This is a genomic window from Bacillus sp. FSL R5-0603 (assembly GCF_038050295.1).
Classification (GTDB): domain Bacteria; phylum Bacillota; class Bacilli; order Bacillales; family Bacillaceae; genus Bacillus; species Bacillus subtilis.
Map to the genome: position 1 here is coordinate 1,397,602 of NZ_JBBOYP010000001.1, position 14,722 is coordinate 1,412,323.

A 14,722-nucleotide genomic window follows, 5' to 3' on the forward strand; every position below is an offset into this window, starting at 1 on the left:
AGGGGTCAGAATGCTGGAGAAAAGAACACCGATACCGGTAGACGAGGCAGTTCGGCGTGTCTGCCATTTTCAAAAACAAGGTGAAACAGAATGGGTGGCGCTTGAAGACAGCCTTCATCGGTTTTTAGCCGAAGATATAACTGCGGATCACCACGTACCTGCGTTTGACCGTTCGCCATACGATGGTTTTGCTGTCAGAGCGTGCGATACGGCAGAAGCTTCACGTGAAAACCCAGTTCGGTTTGAAGTTATTGACCACATTGGAGCGGGAGCAGTATCTGAGAAAGAACTTGGCCCGTTTCAGGCCGTGCGGATTATGACTGGCGCGCAAATCCCTGAAGGGGCAGATGCAGTCGTCATGATTGAACTGACTCAAGCCTTTGAGGAGAATGGGAAGTCATTTATGTCTTTAAAACGCCGCTTTCAGACGGGGGATAATATTTCAAAAACAGGTGAGGACGCTCAAAAAGGGAGTGTTTTACTGACAAAGGGCACCCGGGTGACACCAGGAGTGACGGCTCTTTTGGCAACATTCGGATACGCATCTGTGCCTGTCGTGAGAAAGCCTGTAGTCGGGATTATCGCAACCGGTACCGAATTGCTGAATGTCAGTGATCCGCTGGAACCGGGAAAAATCCGCAACAGCAATGCGAGTATGGTATATGCGCAAGCGATAGAAGCAGGCGCAACACCGCTTTATTTAGGGAAAATCTCTGATGAACTGGATAAAAGCTTTGATGCAATTAAAGAAGCGATGAAAAAGGTGGATTTCCTGATCACAACTGGAGGAGTGTCTGTCGGTGACTTTGACTTTTTGCCTGCGATCTATGAAAAACTCGGAGCGGACGTGCTGTTTAATAAAGTTGCCATGCGCCCGGGCAGCGTGACAACGGTGGCGCATGCAAACGATATGCTGCTGTTTGGCCTTTCAGGTAATCCGTCGGCATGCTATGTCGGTTTTGAACTGTTTGTCAAACCGATAATCCAGACATGGCTGCTCAATGAAACACCGCATTCAATTTGTACGGAAGCTGTTTTGACCAAGGATTTTCCGAAGCCGAACCCATTTACCCGATTTGTTCGTGCGCTCGTGCACCATCAGGAAGGGAAGCTGTTGGCGACACCCGTTGGCTTAGATAAGTCGAGCTCTGTCACATCACTTGCAGATGCCAATGCATTTATTATCCTGCCGGGCGGCACGCGAGGCTACGAATCTGGCAGAACGGTTCAAGTACTGCTCATCAGAGAAGAGAATGGAAGTGAATGGCCTTGGTCCGTCCTTTCCCGATCGTCCAAGTTGTAGGATTTCAAAACAGCGGGAAAACAACGTTTATTGAGCGCATTCTTGAAAAAGCCTCTGAACAGGGAGTCCATTTGGGCTGCCTGAAGCATCATGGTCACGGCGGTGAACCGCAAACGCTCACGGAAGGAAAAGACACGGACCGTTACAAGGCGGCAGGTGCTGATGTAACAGCGGTAGAAGGTGCTGGTGTGTTACAGCTGACTGCCCGCCGCAATTGGGATTTGGCACGGCTGATCGAGTTATACCAATTTCTCGAAACAGATTGTCTTCTGATTGAAGGCTTTAAAAAAGCCCCTTATCCTAAAGTGGTTATCCTAAGTGAAAAGGAAGATCTGGAAGCGCTGCAAGCAGTAAATATAATCGCCATCATCTATAGAAAAAAAGAGCATATGACAGAGCATCAGGGATTACCCGTTTTTCATGCGGATGATCCGGTTGCCGTGGATTTTGTGCTTTCACAGCTGAAGGGGGAATCTGCATAATGGAACGGTTTGAGATTACGAAAACACCCATTAATACTGAAGACATCATCAAAAAAGTGGAGAAACGGGAAGCAGGAGCCATTACGACATTTATTGGTACGGTTCGGGAATGGACAAACGGAAAAAGAACGGTTCGGCTTGAATATGAGGCATATGAACCGATGGCCGTGCAAATGCTTGCTCAAATCGGCGCTGAAATCGAAGAAAAATGGGAAGGTGCCTCAGCTGCGATCACGCACCGTATAGGTGTGCTTGATATCGGTGAAGCAGCGGTAGTGATTGCTGTATCTTCTCCCCATCGAAAAGCCGCATATGAAGCCAATGAGTATGCGATTGAACGCATTAAACAGATTGTGCCAATTTGGAAAAAAGAAATTTGGGAAGACGGTGAGCAATGGATCGGCGACCAGCTAGAAACAACAGCTTATCCGAACGGAAAACCAGACCTAAGCGAGGGAGAGCAGCATGATTAAAATTTTTTTATTTGCAGGGCTTGCTGAACAGGCCGGTACACAAGCAATAGAAGTAGATATGGAACAAGCAACCACAGATGAAATAAAAGCGAGTCTAAAAGAACAATACGGTCTTGAATCTATTGATACGGCTATGATTGCCGTTAACGAAAGCTATGTAAAAGAAAATACCTCTGTATCTTCGGGTGACACAGTAGCCATCATACCGCCGGTCAGCGGGGGATGAAAACCGGACGGCATTTCAGCCGTCCGGTTTTTCTGTATTTCATTGGCATATCCCCAAGTATCCTCAGCATACAATGATTTTCTGTAAGCGTTTATTCTACATATGTTACTCCCTATAAAGTAAGAGACTCACCCCATAATTAGACTGAAATTTCGAAAAATAATAGAAATTTATTTCGGGTATCGATATAGTAAAGATGATAAATGTTGGAAAGGTGCTGGATATGGAGACATTTAAAAGATTAAAAATGTATTATTGGCCGTACAGAAAAGTGTTTATGTGGTCGCTTCTAGCCATGCTTTTGATGACTGCAATTACTGTCGTTTATCCGATTATCCTGCAAATTACGATTGATGAGATCGTGTTGGGACGGCAGTATCAGCTTGCGGCGTGGGTCAGCTTAGGATTTATTGCGGTAATGGTTTTGAAAGGAACGGCTACCTTTTTTCATCAGTATTTAGGTGATATGTTCGGGATCAAATCCGTTTATCGGCTGAGAAATGGTCTGTATGAAAAACTGCAGCGGCTTTCTTTTTCTTACTATGATAATGCGAAAACAGGAGATTTGATGTCCAGGCTGACTGCTGATGTTGAAGGGCTTCGTTTTTTCTTATCATACGGTCTCGCTGAGCTCATTCGCTTCGGCCTGCTGGTAGCCATCAGCCTGTCGGTTATGTTTTACTATTCTGTTCCTCTCACGCTTGTGACAATAGCTGTTCTGCCATTTCTCGCAGTTGCGGTATACCGGTTTGACAAAAGAGTCCATCCCGCCTTCAGAGGCATCCGCAAATCGTTTGCGAAACTCAATACAAAAGTCCAGGAAAATATCAGTGGCATTAATACGGTTAAATCTCTTTCCAGGGAAGATTTTCAGATCAGCACTTTCAATAAAGCCAATGCAGAATACAGGGCGCAGTATTTACAAACATCATCCATCTGGTCTGCGTATTTCCCTTTAATGGAGTTCATTGGTAACATTTGTATTGTAGCTCTCCTCTCATACGGCGGTTACTTGGTTATGCAAAATCAGCTCAAACCTGGCGAGCTTGTTGCTTTCTTCAGCCTTGTCAATTATATGATGTGGCCCATTATGAACTTAGGTTTTGTCATCAATATGTTCTCTCAAGCAAAAGCGTCAGGGGAACGCCTGCTCGACATTCTGGAAAAAGAAGAAGACATTACAGATCATCCTCATGCTTTGCATAAACAAAAATTAACCGGAGATGTCCATTTCAAAAATGTTTCTCTTGCATACGGGAAAGAACAAACAAACGCGCTGTGCAATGTAAGCTTTGAGGCAAACAGCGGGAAGGTAATCGGACTGTTGGGCCCGACAGGTTCAGGCAAAAGCTCAGTGACACAGCTTCTCACCAGATTTTACAGTCCTGTTGGCGGAATGATTACCATTGATCACAAACCAATCACGGATTATTCGTTAAAAACCCTTCGCTCCAATATCGGGGTCGTACTTCAAGAATCCTTCCTGTTTTCATCTACGATTAGATCAAATATTTCGTATGGGCGGCCGGATGCCTCAATGGACGACGTCATCGAAGCGGCAAAAAGGGCACAGGCTCATAACTTTATTATGGAGCTTCCTGATGGGTATGACACCATGCTGGGAGAGAGGGGAATGGGGCTTTCCGGCGGGCAGAAACAGCGTATTGCCATTGCGAGAGCCATCTGCTTGAACCCGAGCATTTTAATATTGGATGATGCCACAAGCGCAGTAGATATGCAAACGGAGCACAGCATACAGCTTGCCTTAAAAGAAGTCATGAAAAACCGCACAACCTTTATCGTCGCTCACCGCATTTCTTCACTGAAACACGCCGATGAAATTCTCGTTTTTAATAAAGGACGCGTTCGTGAAAGGGGAACACATCACGAGCTTCTTGAAAAAGGCGGCTACTATAAAAAGATTTACGATTTGCAATACCGTGATGTCAAAATGATTAATGAGCCGCATGAGGTCGGATAGGGAGGGGCCAAATGAAACAAACGAAAAAACACGGGATTTTAGAGCGTTTCTATTACTCTTCAGATGAAATCATTGAAAAGCCGTTTAACTGGGCTCAAATGTGGCGGCTGCTGAGCTATGTCAAACCATATCGAAAAACAATTTTGCCGCTTTCTTTTCTCACCGTATTGATTGGCACTGCTGTGAAGCTTGTGATCCCCATTCTGATCGGCGTTTATGTTCTTGATCAAGCGATTACAGGGAGAAATTCGGAGCTGCTGATTCAGCTCATTTTTATTATTAGCGGTTTATATGTCCTCAATTACGCCGCCAATGTGTTAAGAATCAGGTGGATGAATCAGCTTGGCCAGCATGTCATTTACGATTTACGACAGCATTTATTTACCCATGTGCAGCGCTTATCCCATCGATTTTTTGATCAGCGGTCGGCGGGATCGATCTTAGTCAGGATCATGAATGATATTAACTCTCTTCAGGAGCTCTTTACAAGCGGAGTCATCAATTTGTTGACCGACTTGCTGCTTCTGGCCGGCGTGATTATCATTTTGTTTACGCTGAGCCCTGACCTGACTATAGCCATCATGGTGACATTGCCGATTATGTTTTTTATTTCAACAAGTCTCAGAAAAAAAATACGCCGATCCTGGCAAACGGTACGGCTAAAGCAATCGAAGCTCAACTCTCATCTAAACGAAAGCATTCAGGGCATCCGGGTCACACAGGCATTTACGCAGGAAGAAGAAAACATGGCGTATTTTGACGGTGTCAATCAGGAGAACTACGAATCATGGCGGGAAGCAACTAGAAAAAATGCCATGTTCCGTCCGCTGGTAGAAATGACGAATGCGATTGGGACGGCTGTCTTGATTTGGTATGGAGCCACACTCATCATGAATGAAACCATTACGATTGGCGTCTTCGTTTCTTTTGCTTTCTATCTGGGAATGTTTTGGGAACCTATTTCGAGACTGGGTCAGGTCTATAATCAGCTGTTAATGGGGATGGCATCATCAGAACGGATTTTTGAGTTTCTGGACGAACAGCCAAATGTCAAGGAGAAGCCCAATGCCATTCATAATGAAAAGATAAATGGGGAGATCAGTTTTGAAGAGGTTGAATTTTCGTATGATGAAAAACGAAAAGCCCTTTACGCCGTTTCTTTCTCTATTCCGGCGGGTTCGACGCTTGCGCTTGTCGGGCATACAGGGAGCGGGAAGACGACGATTGCCAATTTAATCAGCCGTTTTTATGATGCGACCGGAGGCACCATTAAAATAGACGGTATACCGATTAAGGATCTTTCCCTTGCCAGTCTGCGCTCTCAAATCAGCATTGTCCTGCAAGATACATTTATTTTCTCTGGGACCATCATGGAAAATATTCGTTTTGGAAGGCCAAATGCTTCGGATGAAGAGGTGATGAAAGCGTCCCAAGCGGTCGGAGCGGATGAGTTTATTTCCGATTTAGCGGAAGGATACGCAACAGAGGTGGAGGAAAGAGGCAGCGTACTGTCTGCCGGTCAGCGTCAGCTCATTTCATTTGCAAGAGCATTGCTCGCCGATCCGGCTATTATCATCCTTGACGAAGCAACGGCAAGCATTGATACAGAGACAGAAGTAAAAATTCAGCAAGCGTTAAAAACGCTTCTGAAAGGGCGTACAGCAGTGATGATCGCTCACAGATTGTCTACGATCCGCGACGCCGACCGCATCATTGTTCTTGATCACGGCAGGAAAATAGAAGAAGGGAACCATGATCAGCTGCTCGCTAAAGGAGGCATTTATGCCGGGCTTGTGAAAGCGCAATACAGCACAGCGATAGAATAATATGAAAAGCCTTCAATATTGAAGGCTTTTGGAAATTTATTAGAAAAACATGAAACTTTTTGATATCCTTCCCGTACTATTTGTTAGATATTCTCAAGGAGGTTTTGAAATGGAAACGAATGTAGAAAAAAACAGCGGAACGGCGACTGAAAAGCCTTCACTTTTCGGAGTAATCACAAGTCCGTCCGTTCAATTTGAAAGAATAAGAGAAAGGCCGGCTGTATGGGGACCGCTTTTGATTGTTGCAGCAATTATCATCGTCGGTGCCGTGCTCCAATCACTCGGTACGGATTATAGTGAGCTTTTGAAAAGCCAGGATACGCAAGGGCTATCTGCTGAACAAATGGAAACTGTCGCAACAATAACCAAATTTGGCGGAATGGCAGGCGCTATTATCGGCGGTATCGCAGCATTATTTATTGCCCCTCTTATTTATTGGCTCTGTGTAAAAATATCAGGCGGAGTTACGACATATAAAAAAATGCTTTCTCTCGGTCTGTTTGTCTCTTTGATTAGCAGTCTCGGATTATTGGTTAATGGAATCGTTGCTTTTACGACTGACGTGAATCCTCTTTACAGCACGACGTCACTGGCAGGGATTATCCCATCTGACGGGGCTCTTGCCAGCGTGTTAAATACCTTTGAAATTTTCAGCATCTGGAGCTTTGTATTATTAGCAATCGGACTTCACAAAACGGGAGGCATCTCCAAAAAAGCCGGGTGGATTTCAGCAATCATTCTATTCGGAATTTTAGTTGTATTTTCGCTTTTTTCAGGTTTAATCAATTCTGTGGCGGGTGCATAAGCTCATGAAAAAAGTCTGGATCGGAATTGGAATCGCAGTTATAGTCGCTCTTTTTGTTGGAATCAATATATACCGGTCTGCCGCTCCAACAAGCGGCAGCGCCGGCAAGGAGATACAGACGGGGAGCGTTGAAGAAAATGAAATCTCATCAACGGTTATGGTTCCTGGCACGCTAAAATTTTCAAATGAACAGTATGTCTTTTATGAAGCGGATAAAGGGACATTAGAAGACATTAAAGTTAAGGAAGGCGATAAAGTTAAAAAGGGCACGCCTTTAGTCACCTATACAAATGAGCAGCTGAGCCTGGAAAAAGAACAGAACCAGTTAACGTCTGAATCCAATCGGCTTCAAATTGACCAAATTCAAGAAAAGTTAAAAGCCTTGGACAGCAAAGAAAGAGAACTGGAAAAACAGGTAGGAAAGAAAGAAGCAGAAAAACAAATCGAATCTGAACGGACAGAGCTTCAAATGCAGAAAAAAACAGCGGAGATCGAATTAAAACAAACCGAGCTTCAGCGACAGTCACTTGCCAACCGGGTATCAGATCTTGAAGTGAAAAGCGAAATTGAAGGCACCGTTATTTCTGTCAACCAAGAAGCGGCATCCAAAAAGTCAGATATTCAAGAGCCTGTCATACATATCGGCAACCCAAAAGACCTTGTCGTCTCGGGGAAATTGTCTGAATACGATACATTGAAAGTCAAAAAAGGCCAGAAGGTCACACTCACTTCAGATGTAATACAGGGTAAAACATGGAAAGGCACGGTTTCCGCAGTCGGGCTTGTTCCGGATCAGCAGGAGAGCGCTGCGGCACAAGGAACAGAACAGGCGGTCCAATACCCGCTTCAAGTGAAAATAAAAGGAAATCTTCCAGAAGGAAAGCCAGGCTTTAAATTTATCATGAATATTGAAACAGATAAACGGAAAGCAAATACGCTTCCTTCAAAGGCAGTCAAAAAAGAAGATGACCAATATTATGTGTATACAGTAAAAGACGGAAAAGCAAAGCGAGTTGATGTCAAAATCGGCGAAGTGACAGATGACCTGACAGAAATTAAAGAGGGGCTTTCCCAAGATGATCAAGTCATTTTGAATCCATCTGATCAGGTGACTGACGGAATGGAAGTGAAATCCTAAATGATTCAGCTTTCTAATGTGCGAAAAAGCTACCAGATCGGAAAGGAAACGTTTGATGTTCTCCATTCTATTGATTTGGACATTCATCAAGGTGAATATGTCTCGATTATGGGGCCGTCAGGATCAGGAAAATCGACGATCATGAATATTATCGGCTGTCTTGATCGGCCGACTTCCGGTACATATCAATTGGACGGCGAAGACATTTCTTCATATAAAGATAAAGAACTGGCGGCAGTCCGTAACCGGTCCATCGGTTTTGTATTTCAGCAATTTCAGCTTCTTCCGCGGCTGAACGCAAAAAAAAATGTCGAGCTGCCGATGATTTATTCCGGGATAGGCAAAAAGGAACGTCAAGAGCGGGCTGAGAGAGCCTTGGAAAAGGTCGGGTTAGCCGATCGAATGCTCCACATGCCCAACGAGCTGTCGGGCGGGCAGAAGCAGCGGGTGGCGATTGCGAGGGCGATCGTGAATGAGCCGAAATTGATTTTAGCTGATGAACCGACCGGCGCGCTGGATACGAAAACAAGCGAGGCGATTATGGATCAGTTTACAGCATTAAATGCCGAGGGAACGACAATCGTTCTGGTTACTCACGAGTCTGAAGTAGCAGATTGCACGAATCGGATCGTCATGGTGCGTGACGGAAACATTGTTCCTGCCAGCTCCGGACAAAGGAGTGTGGGAGAATGAGCCTGTTAGAAAACATCAGAATGGCTCTAAGCTCTGTCCTTGCCCATAAAATGCGTTCGATCTTAACGATGCTCGGCATTATCATTGGTGTAGGCTCTGTCATTGTTGTCGTTGCGGTAGGACAGGGCGGCGAGCAAATGCTGAAGCAGTCGATCAGCGGCCCGGGAAATACTGTGGAGCTGTACTATATGCCTAGCGACGAGGAGCTGGCAAAGAACCCGAACGCCGCAGCTGAATCTACGTTTACAGAAAACGATATTAAAGGTTTAAAAGGAATAGAAGGCATTAAACAAGTCGTTGCTTCGACTTCTGAAAGTATGAAAGCGCGTTATCACGAAGAAGAAACCGATGCTACGGTTAACGGAATAAATGATGGATACATGAATGTCAATTCTTTAGAAATCGAAAGCGGCAGAACATTTACCGACAATGACTTTCTCGCGGGGAATAGAGCCGGAATCATCTCTCAAAAGATGGCTGAAGAACTGTTCGATAAAACCTCCCCTTTAGGTGAAGTTGTCTGGATAAACGGACAGCCCGTTGAAATTATCGGCGTGCTGAAAAAAGAAACAGGCTTGCTTTCTTTCGATTTAAGTGAAATGTATGTGCCATTTAATATGATGAAATCCTCTTTTGGCACAAGTGATTTCAGTAACGTATCATTGCAGGTCGAATCAGCAGACGACATAAAATCGGCTGGAAAAGAAGCGGCACAGCTGGTAAATGACAATCATGGCACAGAGGATTCGTATCAAGTGATGAACATGGAAGAGATTGCGGCCGGAATTGGCAAAGTAACGGCAATTATGACGACGATTATCGGCTCAATTGCAGGTATTTCCCTTTTGGTCGGCGGAATCGGTGTCATGAATATCATGCTCGTATCAGTCACAGAACGGACACGGGAAATTGGAATCAGAAAATCCCTCGGTGCGACGAGAGGACAGATTCTGACTCAGTTTTTAATTGAATCAGTCGTATTGACGCTGATTGGCGGACTGATCGGGATTGGTATTGGATACGGAGGGGCCGCGCTTGTTTCAGCCATTGCGGGCTGGCCGTCACTCATATCCTGGCAGGTTGTATGCGGGGGCGTGCTGTTCAGTATGCTCATTGGTGTTATTTTCGGCATGCTTCCTGCAAATAAAGCTGCAAAGCTTGATCCCATTGAAGCACTGCGTTATGAGTAGCCTCATGCAACATGCATGAGGTTTTTTTATGTTTAGTGATTTCTACTATGAATATAAAAGACTTTTTTCATTAAAATAAGAAGAAAATGTCGTACAATTGTCCTTATTTTTGTCGAATTTACAGTTTACAAACCCTATAGACATACGTTAATATGGAGAAACGTGAAAGATTTTGATAGTTATTGAATGAATTTGAATGATTTTAGTTGCCTAAACCGAAAATAGCGTTTACAATGAAATTGTATTCAAAATGAATACGTTTTCATTAGGAGGTGAAGCATGCTAACTCCTGAACGGCATCAATTGATTATTGATCAAATAGAAAAGCATGATGTGGTAAAGATTCAAGAGCTTATAAATCTGACTAATGCTTCTGAATCAACAATCAGAAGAGATTTATCGACACTTGAAGAACGCGGTTTTTTAAAGCGCGTTCATGGTGGAGCGGCCAAGCTTTCCGATATCAGACTTGAACCCGATATGCTTGAAAAATCATCCAAAAACCTTCACGATAAACTGAAGATTGCTGAAAAAGCAGCTTCTCTTTTAGAAGAAGGGGATTGCATTTACCTTGATGCAGGCACGACGACATTGCACATGATTGATTTTATGGATAAAACCAAAGATATTGTCGTTGTCACAAACGGGGTAATGCATATCGATGCATTAATAAGGAAAGAAATTTCTTTTTATCTGCTTGGAGGATACGTAAAGCACAGAACGGGCGCGATTATTGGAGGCGCTTCACTGATTGCCATGGACCAGTACAGATTTGACAAGAGTTTTCTGGGGACAAACGGTGTCCATACAGAGGCTGGATTCACAACGCCGGACCCTGATGAGGCCCTTTTAAAACAGAAAGCGATCAAACAGGCAAAACACGCTTACGTCTTAGCAGACCCTTCGAAGTTCGGAGAAATTTCATTTTCGGCATTCGCCGGAATAGGCGACGCAACAATCATTACGACTGACGCTGAAGAGCTTACATTCGATAATTACCAAGAAAAAACTGTCGTAAAGGTAGTGAAACCATGATTTACACTGTAACACTTAATCCATCTGTCGATTATATTGTTCACGTTGAAGATTTTACTGTAGGAGGCCTGAACCGTTCTTCGTATGATACCAAGTATCCAGGGGGCAAAGGCATCAACGTATCGAGACTGCTGAAAAGACACCATGTGGCGTCTAAAGCGCTCGGATTCGTCGGCGGATTTACCGGAGAATATATCAAAACATTTTTACGGGAAGAAAACCTGGAAACAGCTTTTTCTGAAGTAAAAGGGGATACCCGTATCAATGTAAAGCTGAAAACTGGTGATGAAACTGAAATTAACGGGCAGGGACCGACAATTTCGGATGAAGATTTCAAAGCCTTTTTAGAACAGTTCCAATCTTTGCAAGAGGGAGATATCGTCGTTCTTGCAGGAAGCATTCCATCTTCACTCCCTCACGATACTTATGAAAAAATCGCAGAGGCCTGCAAACAGCAGAATGCACGAGTTGTTCTGGATATCTCAGGCGAGGCTCTTTTGAAAGCAACAGAAATGAAACCATTTTTGATGAAGCCAAATCATCATGAGCTTGGAGAAATGTTCGGCACGACCATTACATCTGTTGAGGAAGCCGTTCCTTATGGGAAAAAGCTTGTAGAACAAGGCGCTGAACATGTAATCGTATCAATGGCCGGAGACGGAGCGCTTCTGTTTACGAACGAAGCTGTTTATTTTGCTAACGTGCCAAAGGGGAAATTGGTAAACTCAGTCGGAGCAGGGGATTCCGTTGTTGCAGGTTTCCTTGCCGGAATTTCCAAACAGCTGCCGCTTGAAGAAGCATTCCGCTTAGGAGTTACTTCAGGCAGTGCTACCGCGTTCTCTGAAGAACTTGGAACAGAAGAATTTGTCCAGCAGCTTCTTCCTGAAGTTAAGGTCACACGTCTATAGAGGAGGAAACACAAGTGAAAATAACTGAGCTTTTAACGAAGCATACGATAAAGCTTAATATTGAGAGCAAAGAAAAAGAAAATGTTATTGACGAAATGGTCACTGTTCTTGATAAGGCTGGAAAGTTAAATGACCGACAAGCCTATAAAGAAGCCATTTTAAATCGCGAAAGCCAAAGCTCCACGGGTATCGGTGAAGGAATCGCTATCCCCCATGCGAAAACGGCAAGCGTTATCAACCCGGCGATCGCGTTCGGACGTTCAAAAGACGGCGTCGATTATGAATCATTAGACGGCCAGCCGGCTCACTTAGTGTTCATGATCGCGGCGACTGAAGGCGCAAACAACACTCACCTTGAAGCATTGTCAAGACTTTCAACGCTGTTAATGCGTGAAGAAATCCGTAAGCAGCTCCTTGAAGCTGAGTCTGAAGATGCCATCATCGACATTATTAATCAGCACGATAAAGATGATGACGAAGAGGAAGAGGAAGAAGAAGAAGCGGCACCAGCACCTGCCGGAAAAGGAAAAATTTTAGCGGTTACTGCATGTCCGACAGGTATTGCCCATACATTCATGGCTGCGGATGCCCTTAAAGAAAAAGCGAAAGAGCTTGGTGTGGAAATTAAGGTCGAAACAAATGGGTCAAGCGGCATTAAGCACAAGCTCACTGCCCAAGAAATCGAAGATGCACCTGCAATCATTGTCGCAGCGGACAAGCAGGTTGAAATGGAACGTTTTAAAGGCAAGCGCGTACTTCAAGTTCCTGTAACGGCGGGTATCAGACGTCCGCAAGAGCTTATCGAAAAAGCGATGAATCAAGATGCGCCGATTTATCAAGGCAGCGGCGGCGGTTCAGCAGCTTCAAACGATGATGAAGTAGCGAGAGGCAAGTCTGGAAGCGGTATCGGAAACGCGTTTTATAAGCACCTGATGAGCGGTGTCAGCAACATGCTTCCGTTCGTAGTCGGCGGCGGTATTCTCGTTGCGATTTCATTCTTCTGGGGAATTCACTCTGCTGATCCGAATGATCCTAGCTACAACACGTTTGCAGCAGCATTAAACTTTATCGGCGGCGACAATGCATTAAAACTGATTGTTGCAGTTCTGGCCGGTTTCATTGCGATGAGTATTGCAGATCGTCCTGGTTTTGCGCCTGGTATGGTCGGAGGATTTATGGCTACTCAAGCGAATGCTGGATTCTTAGGCGGCTTAATTGCCGGATTCCTTGCCGGTTATGTTGTGATTTTACTGAAAAAAGTATTTACGTTTATCCCTCAGTCACTTGATGGATTAAAACCTGTTTTGATTTACCCGCTGTTCGGTATTTTTATCACTGGCGTATTAATGCAATTTGTCGTCAATACACCTGTAGCGGCATTTATGAATTTCTTAACAAACTGGCTTGAAAGCCTTGGTACTGGAAACCTTGTGTTAATGGGTATTATCTTGGGCGGTATGATGGCGATCGATATGGGTGGCCCGCTTAATAAAGCAGCCTTTACGTTCGGTATCGCCATGATCGATGCAGGCAACTATGCACCTCATGCAGCAATCATGGCCGGCGGTATGGTTCCTCCGCTTGGTATCGCACTTGCAACAACCATTTTCCGAAACAAATTCACTCAGCGTGACCGTGAAGCCGGTATTACATGCTATTTCATGGGAGCTGCTTTCGTAACAGAGGGAGCGATCCCATTTGCTGCGGCTGATCCGCTTCGCGTCATACCAGCTGCTGTAGTCGGTGCAGCTGTTGCCGGCGGATTAACTGAATTCTTCCGAGTAACGCTTCCGGCGCCTCATGGAGGAGTATTCGTAGCTTTCATTACAAACCATCCGATGCTTTACCTTTTAAGTATCGTGATCGGTGCTGTCGTGATGGCAATTATCCTCGGTATCGTCAAAAAACCTGTTACAGAAAAATAAGAAAAAAAGCGTCCTTGGTTCGAAAGGACGCTTTTTCTTATCCGGCCGGCAGGGAGCGCGGTTAAGTTATGTATTTTATTCTTTTTTATGATAAAGTAAAAGAAGAGAAACAACTGACATAGCAATTGTCTAGGAGGAAACACTTTGACCGAGGAAAAAAATACGAATACTGAGAAAACGGCGAAGAAAAAAACCAATACGTACCTGGAATGGGGTAAAGCGATTGTCATCGCTGTTCTGCTGGCTCTCCTGATCCGTCACTTTTTGTTTGAACCGTATTTAGTTGAAGGTTCATCTATGTATCCCACATTACATGACGGAGAAAGGCTGTTTGTGAATAAAACAGTCAACTATATCGGAGAGCTGAAGCGCGGAGATATCGTTATTATCAACGGTGAAACTTCTAAAATCCATTATGTAAAAAGATTGATCGGAAAGCCTGGAGAAACCGTTCAAATGAAGGATGACACGCTTTATATAAACGGTAAAAAAGTAGCCGAGCCTTACTTGTCTAAAAACAAGAAGGAAGCAGAAAAACTTGGTGTCAGTCTGACAGGAGACTTTGGACCGGTTAAGGTTCCGAAAGGCAAATACTTTGTCATGGGAGATAACCGGCTGAATTCTATGGACAGCCGAAACGGGCTGGGACTGATCGCGGAAGATCGAATTGTCGGCACATCGAAGTTTGTCTTTTTCCCGTTTAACGAAATGCGTCAAACAAAATAAAAACGCCTTGC

At 44.5% G+C, this 14,722-nt stretch carries 14 protein-coding genes; all 14 read left to right on the forward strand.

Translation table 11 applies throughout. The features are described 5' to 3' along the window. The first annotated feature begins 10 nt into the window (after positions 1–10). The 14 genes from NYE56_RS07275 to sipT all read left to right on the forward strand — a co-directional run bounded on the left by NYE56_RS07275 (position 11) and on the right by sipT (position 14,711). Positions 11–1,303 carry a molybdopterin molybdotransferase MoeA gene (locus NYE56_RS07275; RefSeq protein ID WP_341283669.1) on the forward strand — a complete coding sequence of 431 codons (1,293 nt, stop codon included), beginning with the start codon at positions 11–13 and terminating at the stop codon, positions 1,301–1,303. Continuing rightward, the gene (gene mobB / locus NYE56_RS07280) at positions 1,264–1,785 is read left to right on the forward strand and encodes a molybdopterin-guanine dinucleotide biosynthesis protein B (RefSeq protein ID WP_003232370.1); all 522 of its coding nucleotides are present in this window, start codon (positions 1,264–1,266) and stop codon (positions 1,783–1,785) included. Before NYE56_RS07275 ends, mobB begins: the two co-directional genes overlap by 40 nt. After that, positions 1,785–2,258, forward strand: coding sequence for a molybdenum cofactor biosynthesis protein MoaE (locus tag NYE56_RS07285; RefSeq protein ID WP_015715811.1), 474 nt, complete (start codon positions 1,785–1,787; stop codon positions 2,256–2,258). The genes mobB and NYE56_RS07285 overlap by 1 nt, the downstream gene beginning before the upstream one ends. Beyond that, the gene (gene moaD / locus NYE56_RS07290) at positions 2,251–2,484 is read left to right on the forward strand and encodes a molybdopterin converting factor subunit 1 (RefSeq protein WP_341283670.1); all 234 of its coding nucleotides are present in this window, start codon (positions 2,251–2,253) and stop codon (positions 2,482–2,484) included. Before NYE56_RS07285 ends, moaD begins: the two co-directional genes overlap by 8 nt. Before the next feature lie 223 nt (positions 2,485–2,707). Then, positions 2,708–4,465, forward strand: a complete 1,758-nt coding sequence (locus tag NYE56_RS07295) for an ABC transporter ATP-binding protein (RefSeq protein WP_341283671.1) — start codon at positions 2,708–2,710, stop codon at positions 4,463–4,465. 11 nt (positions 4,466–4,476) lie between these two features. Continuing rightward, positions 4,477–6,291, forward strand: coding sequence for an ABC transporter ATP-binding protein (locus NYE56_RS07300; RefSeq protein WP_341283672.1), 1,815 nt, complete (start codon positions 4,477–4,479; stop codon positions 6,289–6,291). A gap of 109 nt (positions 6,292–6,400) precedes the next feature. Continuing rightward, positions 6,401–7,096 (forward strand): toxin SDP protection protein YknW, encoded by a 696-nt coding sequence (yknW, locus tag NYE56_RS07305; RefSeq protein ID WP_014479677.1) that lies wholly within the window; start codon positions 6,401–6,403, stop codon positions 7,094–7,096. Positions 7,097–7,100: 4 nt separating this feature from the next. Beyond that, entirely contained in the window at positions 7,101–8,234 is a 1,134-nt protein-coding gene (locus tag NYE56_RS07310) for an efflux RND transporter periplasmic adaptor subunit (protein ID WP_015715815.1), read from the forward strand. Next, positions 8,235–8,927: an ABC transporter ATP-binding protein YknY gene (gene yknY, locus NYE56_RS07315; protein ID WP_160243952.1), complete on the forward strand. Its 693-nt coding sequence runs from the start codon at positions 8,235–8,237 to the stop codon at positions 8,925–8,927. Next, on the forward strand, positions 8,924–10,117 hold the full coding sequence (gene skiZ, locus NYE56_RS07320; protein ID WP_268555274.1) for a sporulation-delaying-protein transporter subunit SkiZ: 1,194 nt from the start codon (positions 8,924–8,926) through the stop codon (positions 10,115–10,117). Before yknY ends, skiZ begins: the two co-directional genes overlap by 4 nt. 279 nt (positions 10,118–10,396) lie before the next feature. Next, entirely contained in the window at positions 10,397–11,152 is a 756-nt protein-coding gene (locus NYE56_RS07325; RefSeq protein WP_014476685.1) for a DeoR/GlpR family DNA-binding transcription regulator, read from the forward strand. Beyond that, the gene (gene pfkB, locus NYE56_RS07330) at positions 11,149–12,060 is read left to right on the forward strand and encodes a 1-phosphofructokinase (RefSeq protein ID WP_032725621.1); all 912 of its coding nucleotides are present in this window, start codon (positions 11,149–11,151) and stop codon (positions 12,058–12,060) included. Before NYE56_RS07325 ends, pfkB begins: the two co-directional genes overlap by 4 nt. 14 nt (positions 12,061–12,074) lie before the next feature. Next, entirely contained in the window at positions 12,075–13,985 is a 1,911-nt protein-coding gene (locus tag NYE56_RS07335) for a PTS fructose transporter subunit IIABC (RefSeq protein ID WP_341283673.1), read from the forward strand. A gap of 144 nt (positions 13,986–14,129) precedes the next feature. Further along, positions 14,130–14,711, forward strand: a complete 582-nt coding sequence (sipT, locus tag NYE56_RS07340; RefSeq protein WP_003232348.1) for a signal peptidase I sipT — start codon at positions 14,130–14,132, stop codon at positions 14,709–14,711. Positions 14,712–14,722: the final 11 nt, after the last annotated feature.

Coding starts and splice junctions, on each gene's coding strand:
- NYE56_RS07310 (WP_015715815.1), top strand. CDS start 7,101: ATGAAAAAAGTCTGGATCGGAATTGGAATCGCAGTTATAGTCGCTCTT.
- moaD (WP_341283670.1), top strand. CDS start 2,251: ATGATTAAAATTTTTTTATTTGCAGGGCTTGCTGAACAGGCCGGTACA.
- NYE56_RS07300 (WP_341283672.1), top strand. CDS start 4,477: ATGAAACAAACGAAAAAACACGGGATTTTAGAGCGTTTCTATTACTCT.
- skiZ (WP_268555274.1), top strand. CDS start 8,924: ATGAGCCTGTTAGAAAACATCAGAATGGCTCTAAGCTCTGTCCTTGCC.
- pfkB (WP_032725621.1), top strand. CDS start 11,149: ATGATTTACACTGTAACACTTAATCCATCTGTCGATTATATTGTTCAC.
- NYE56_RS07285 (WP_015715811.1), top strand. CDS start 1,785: ATGGAACGGTTTGAGATTACGAAAACACCCATTAATACTGAAGACATC.
- yknY (WP_160243952.1), top strand. CDS start 8,235: ATGATTCAGCTTTCTAATGTGCGAAAAAGCTACCAGATCGGAAAGGAA.
- yknW (WP_014479677.1), top strand. CDS start 6,401: ATGGAAACGAATGTAGAAAAAAACAGCGGAACGGCGACTGAAAAGCCT.
- NYE56_RS07275 (WP_341283669.1), top strand. CDS start 11: ATGCTGGAGAAAAGAACACCGATACCGGTAGACGAGGCAGTTCGGCGT.
- mobB (WP_003232370.1), top strand. CDS start 1,264: ATGGCCTTGGTCCGTCCTTTCCCGATCGTCCAAGTTGTAGGATTTCAA.
- NYE56_RS07295 (WP_341283671.1), top strand. CDS start 2,708: ATGGAGACATTTAAAAGATTAAAAATGTATTATTGGCCGTACAGAAAA.
- NYE56_RS07325 (WP_014476685.1), top strand. CDS start 10,397: ATGCTAACTCCTGAACGGCATCAATTGATTATTGATCAAATAGAAAAG.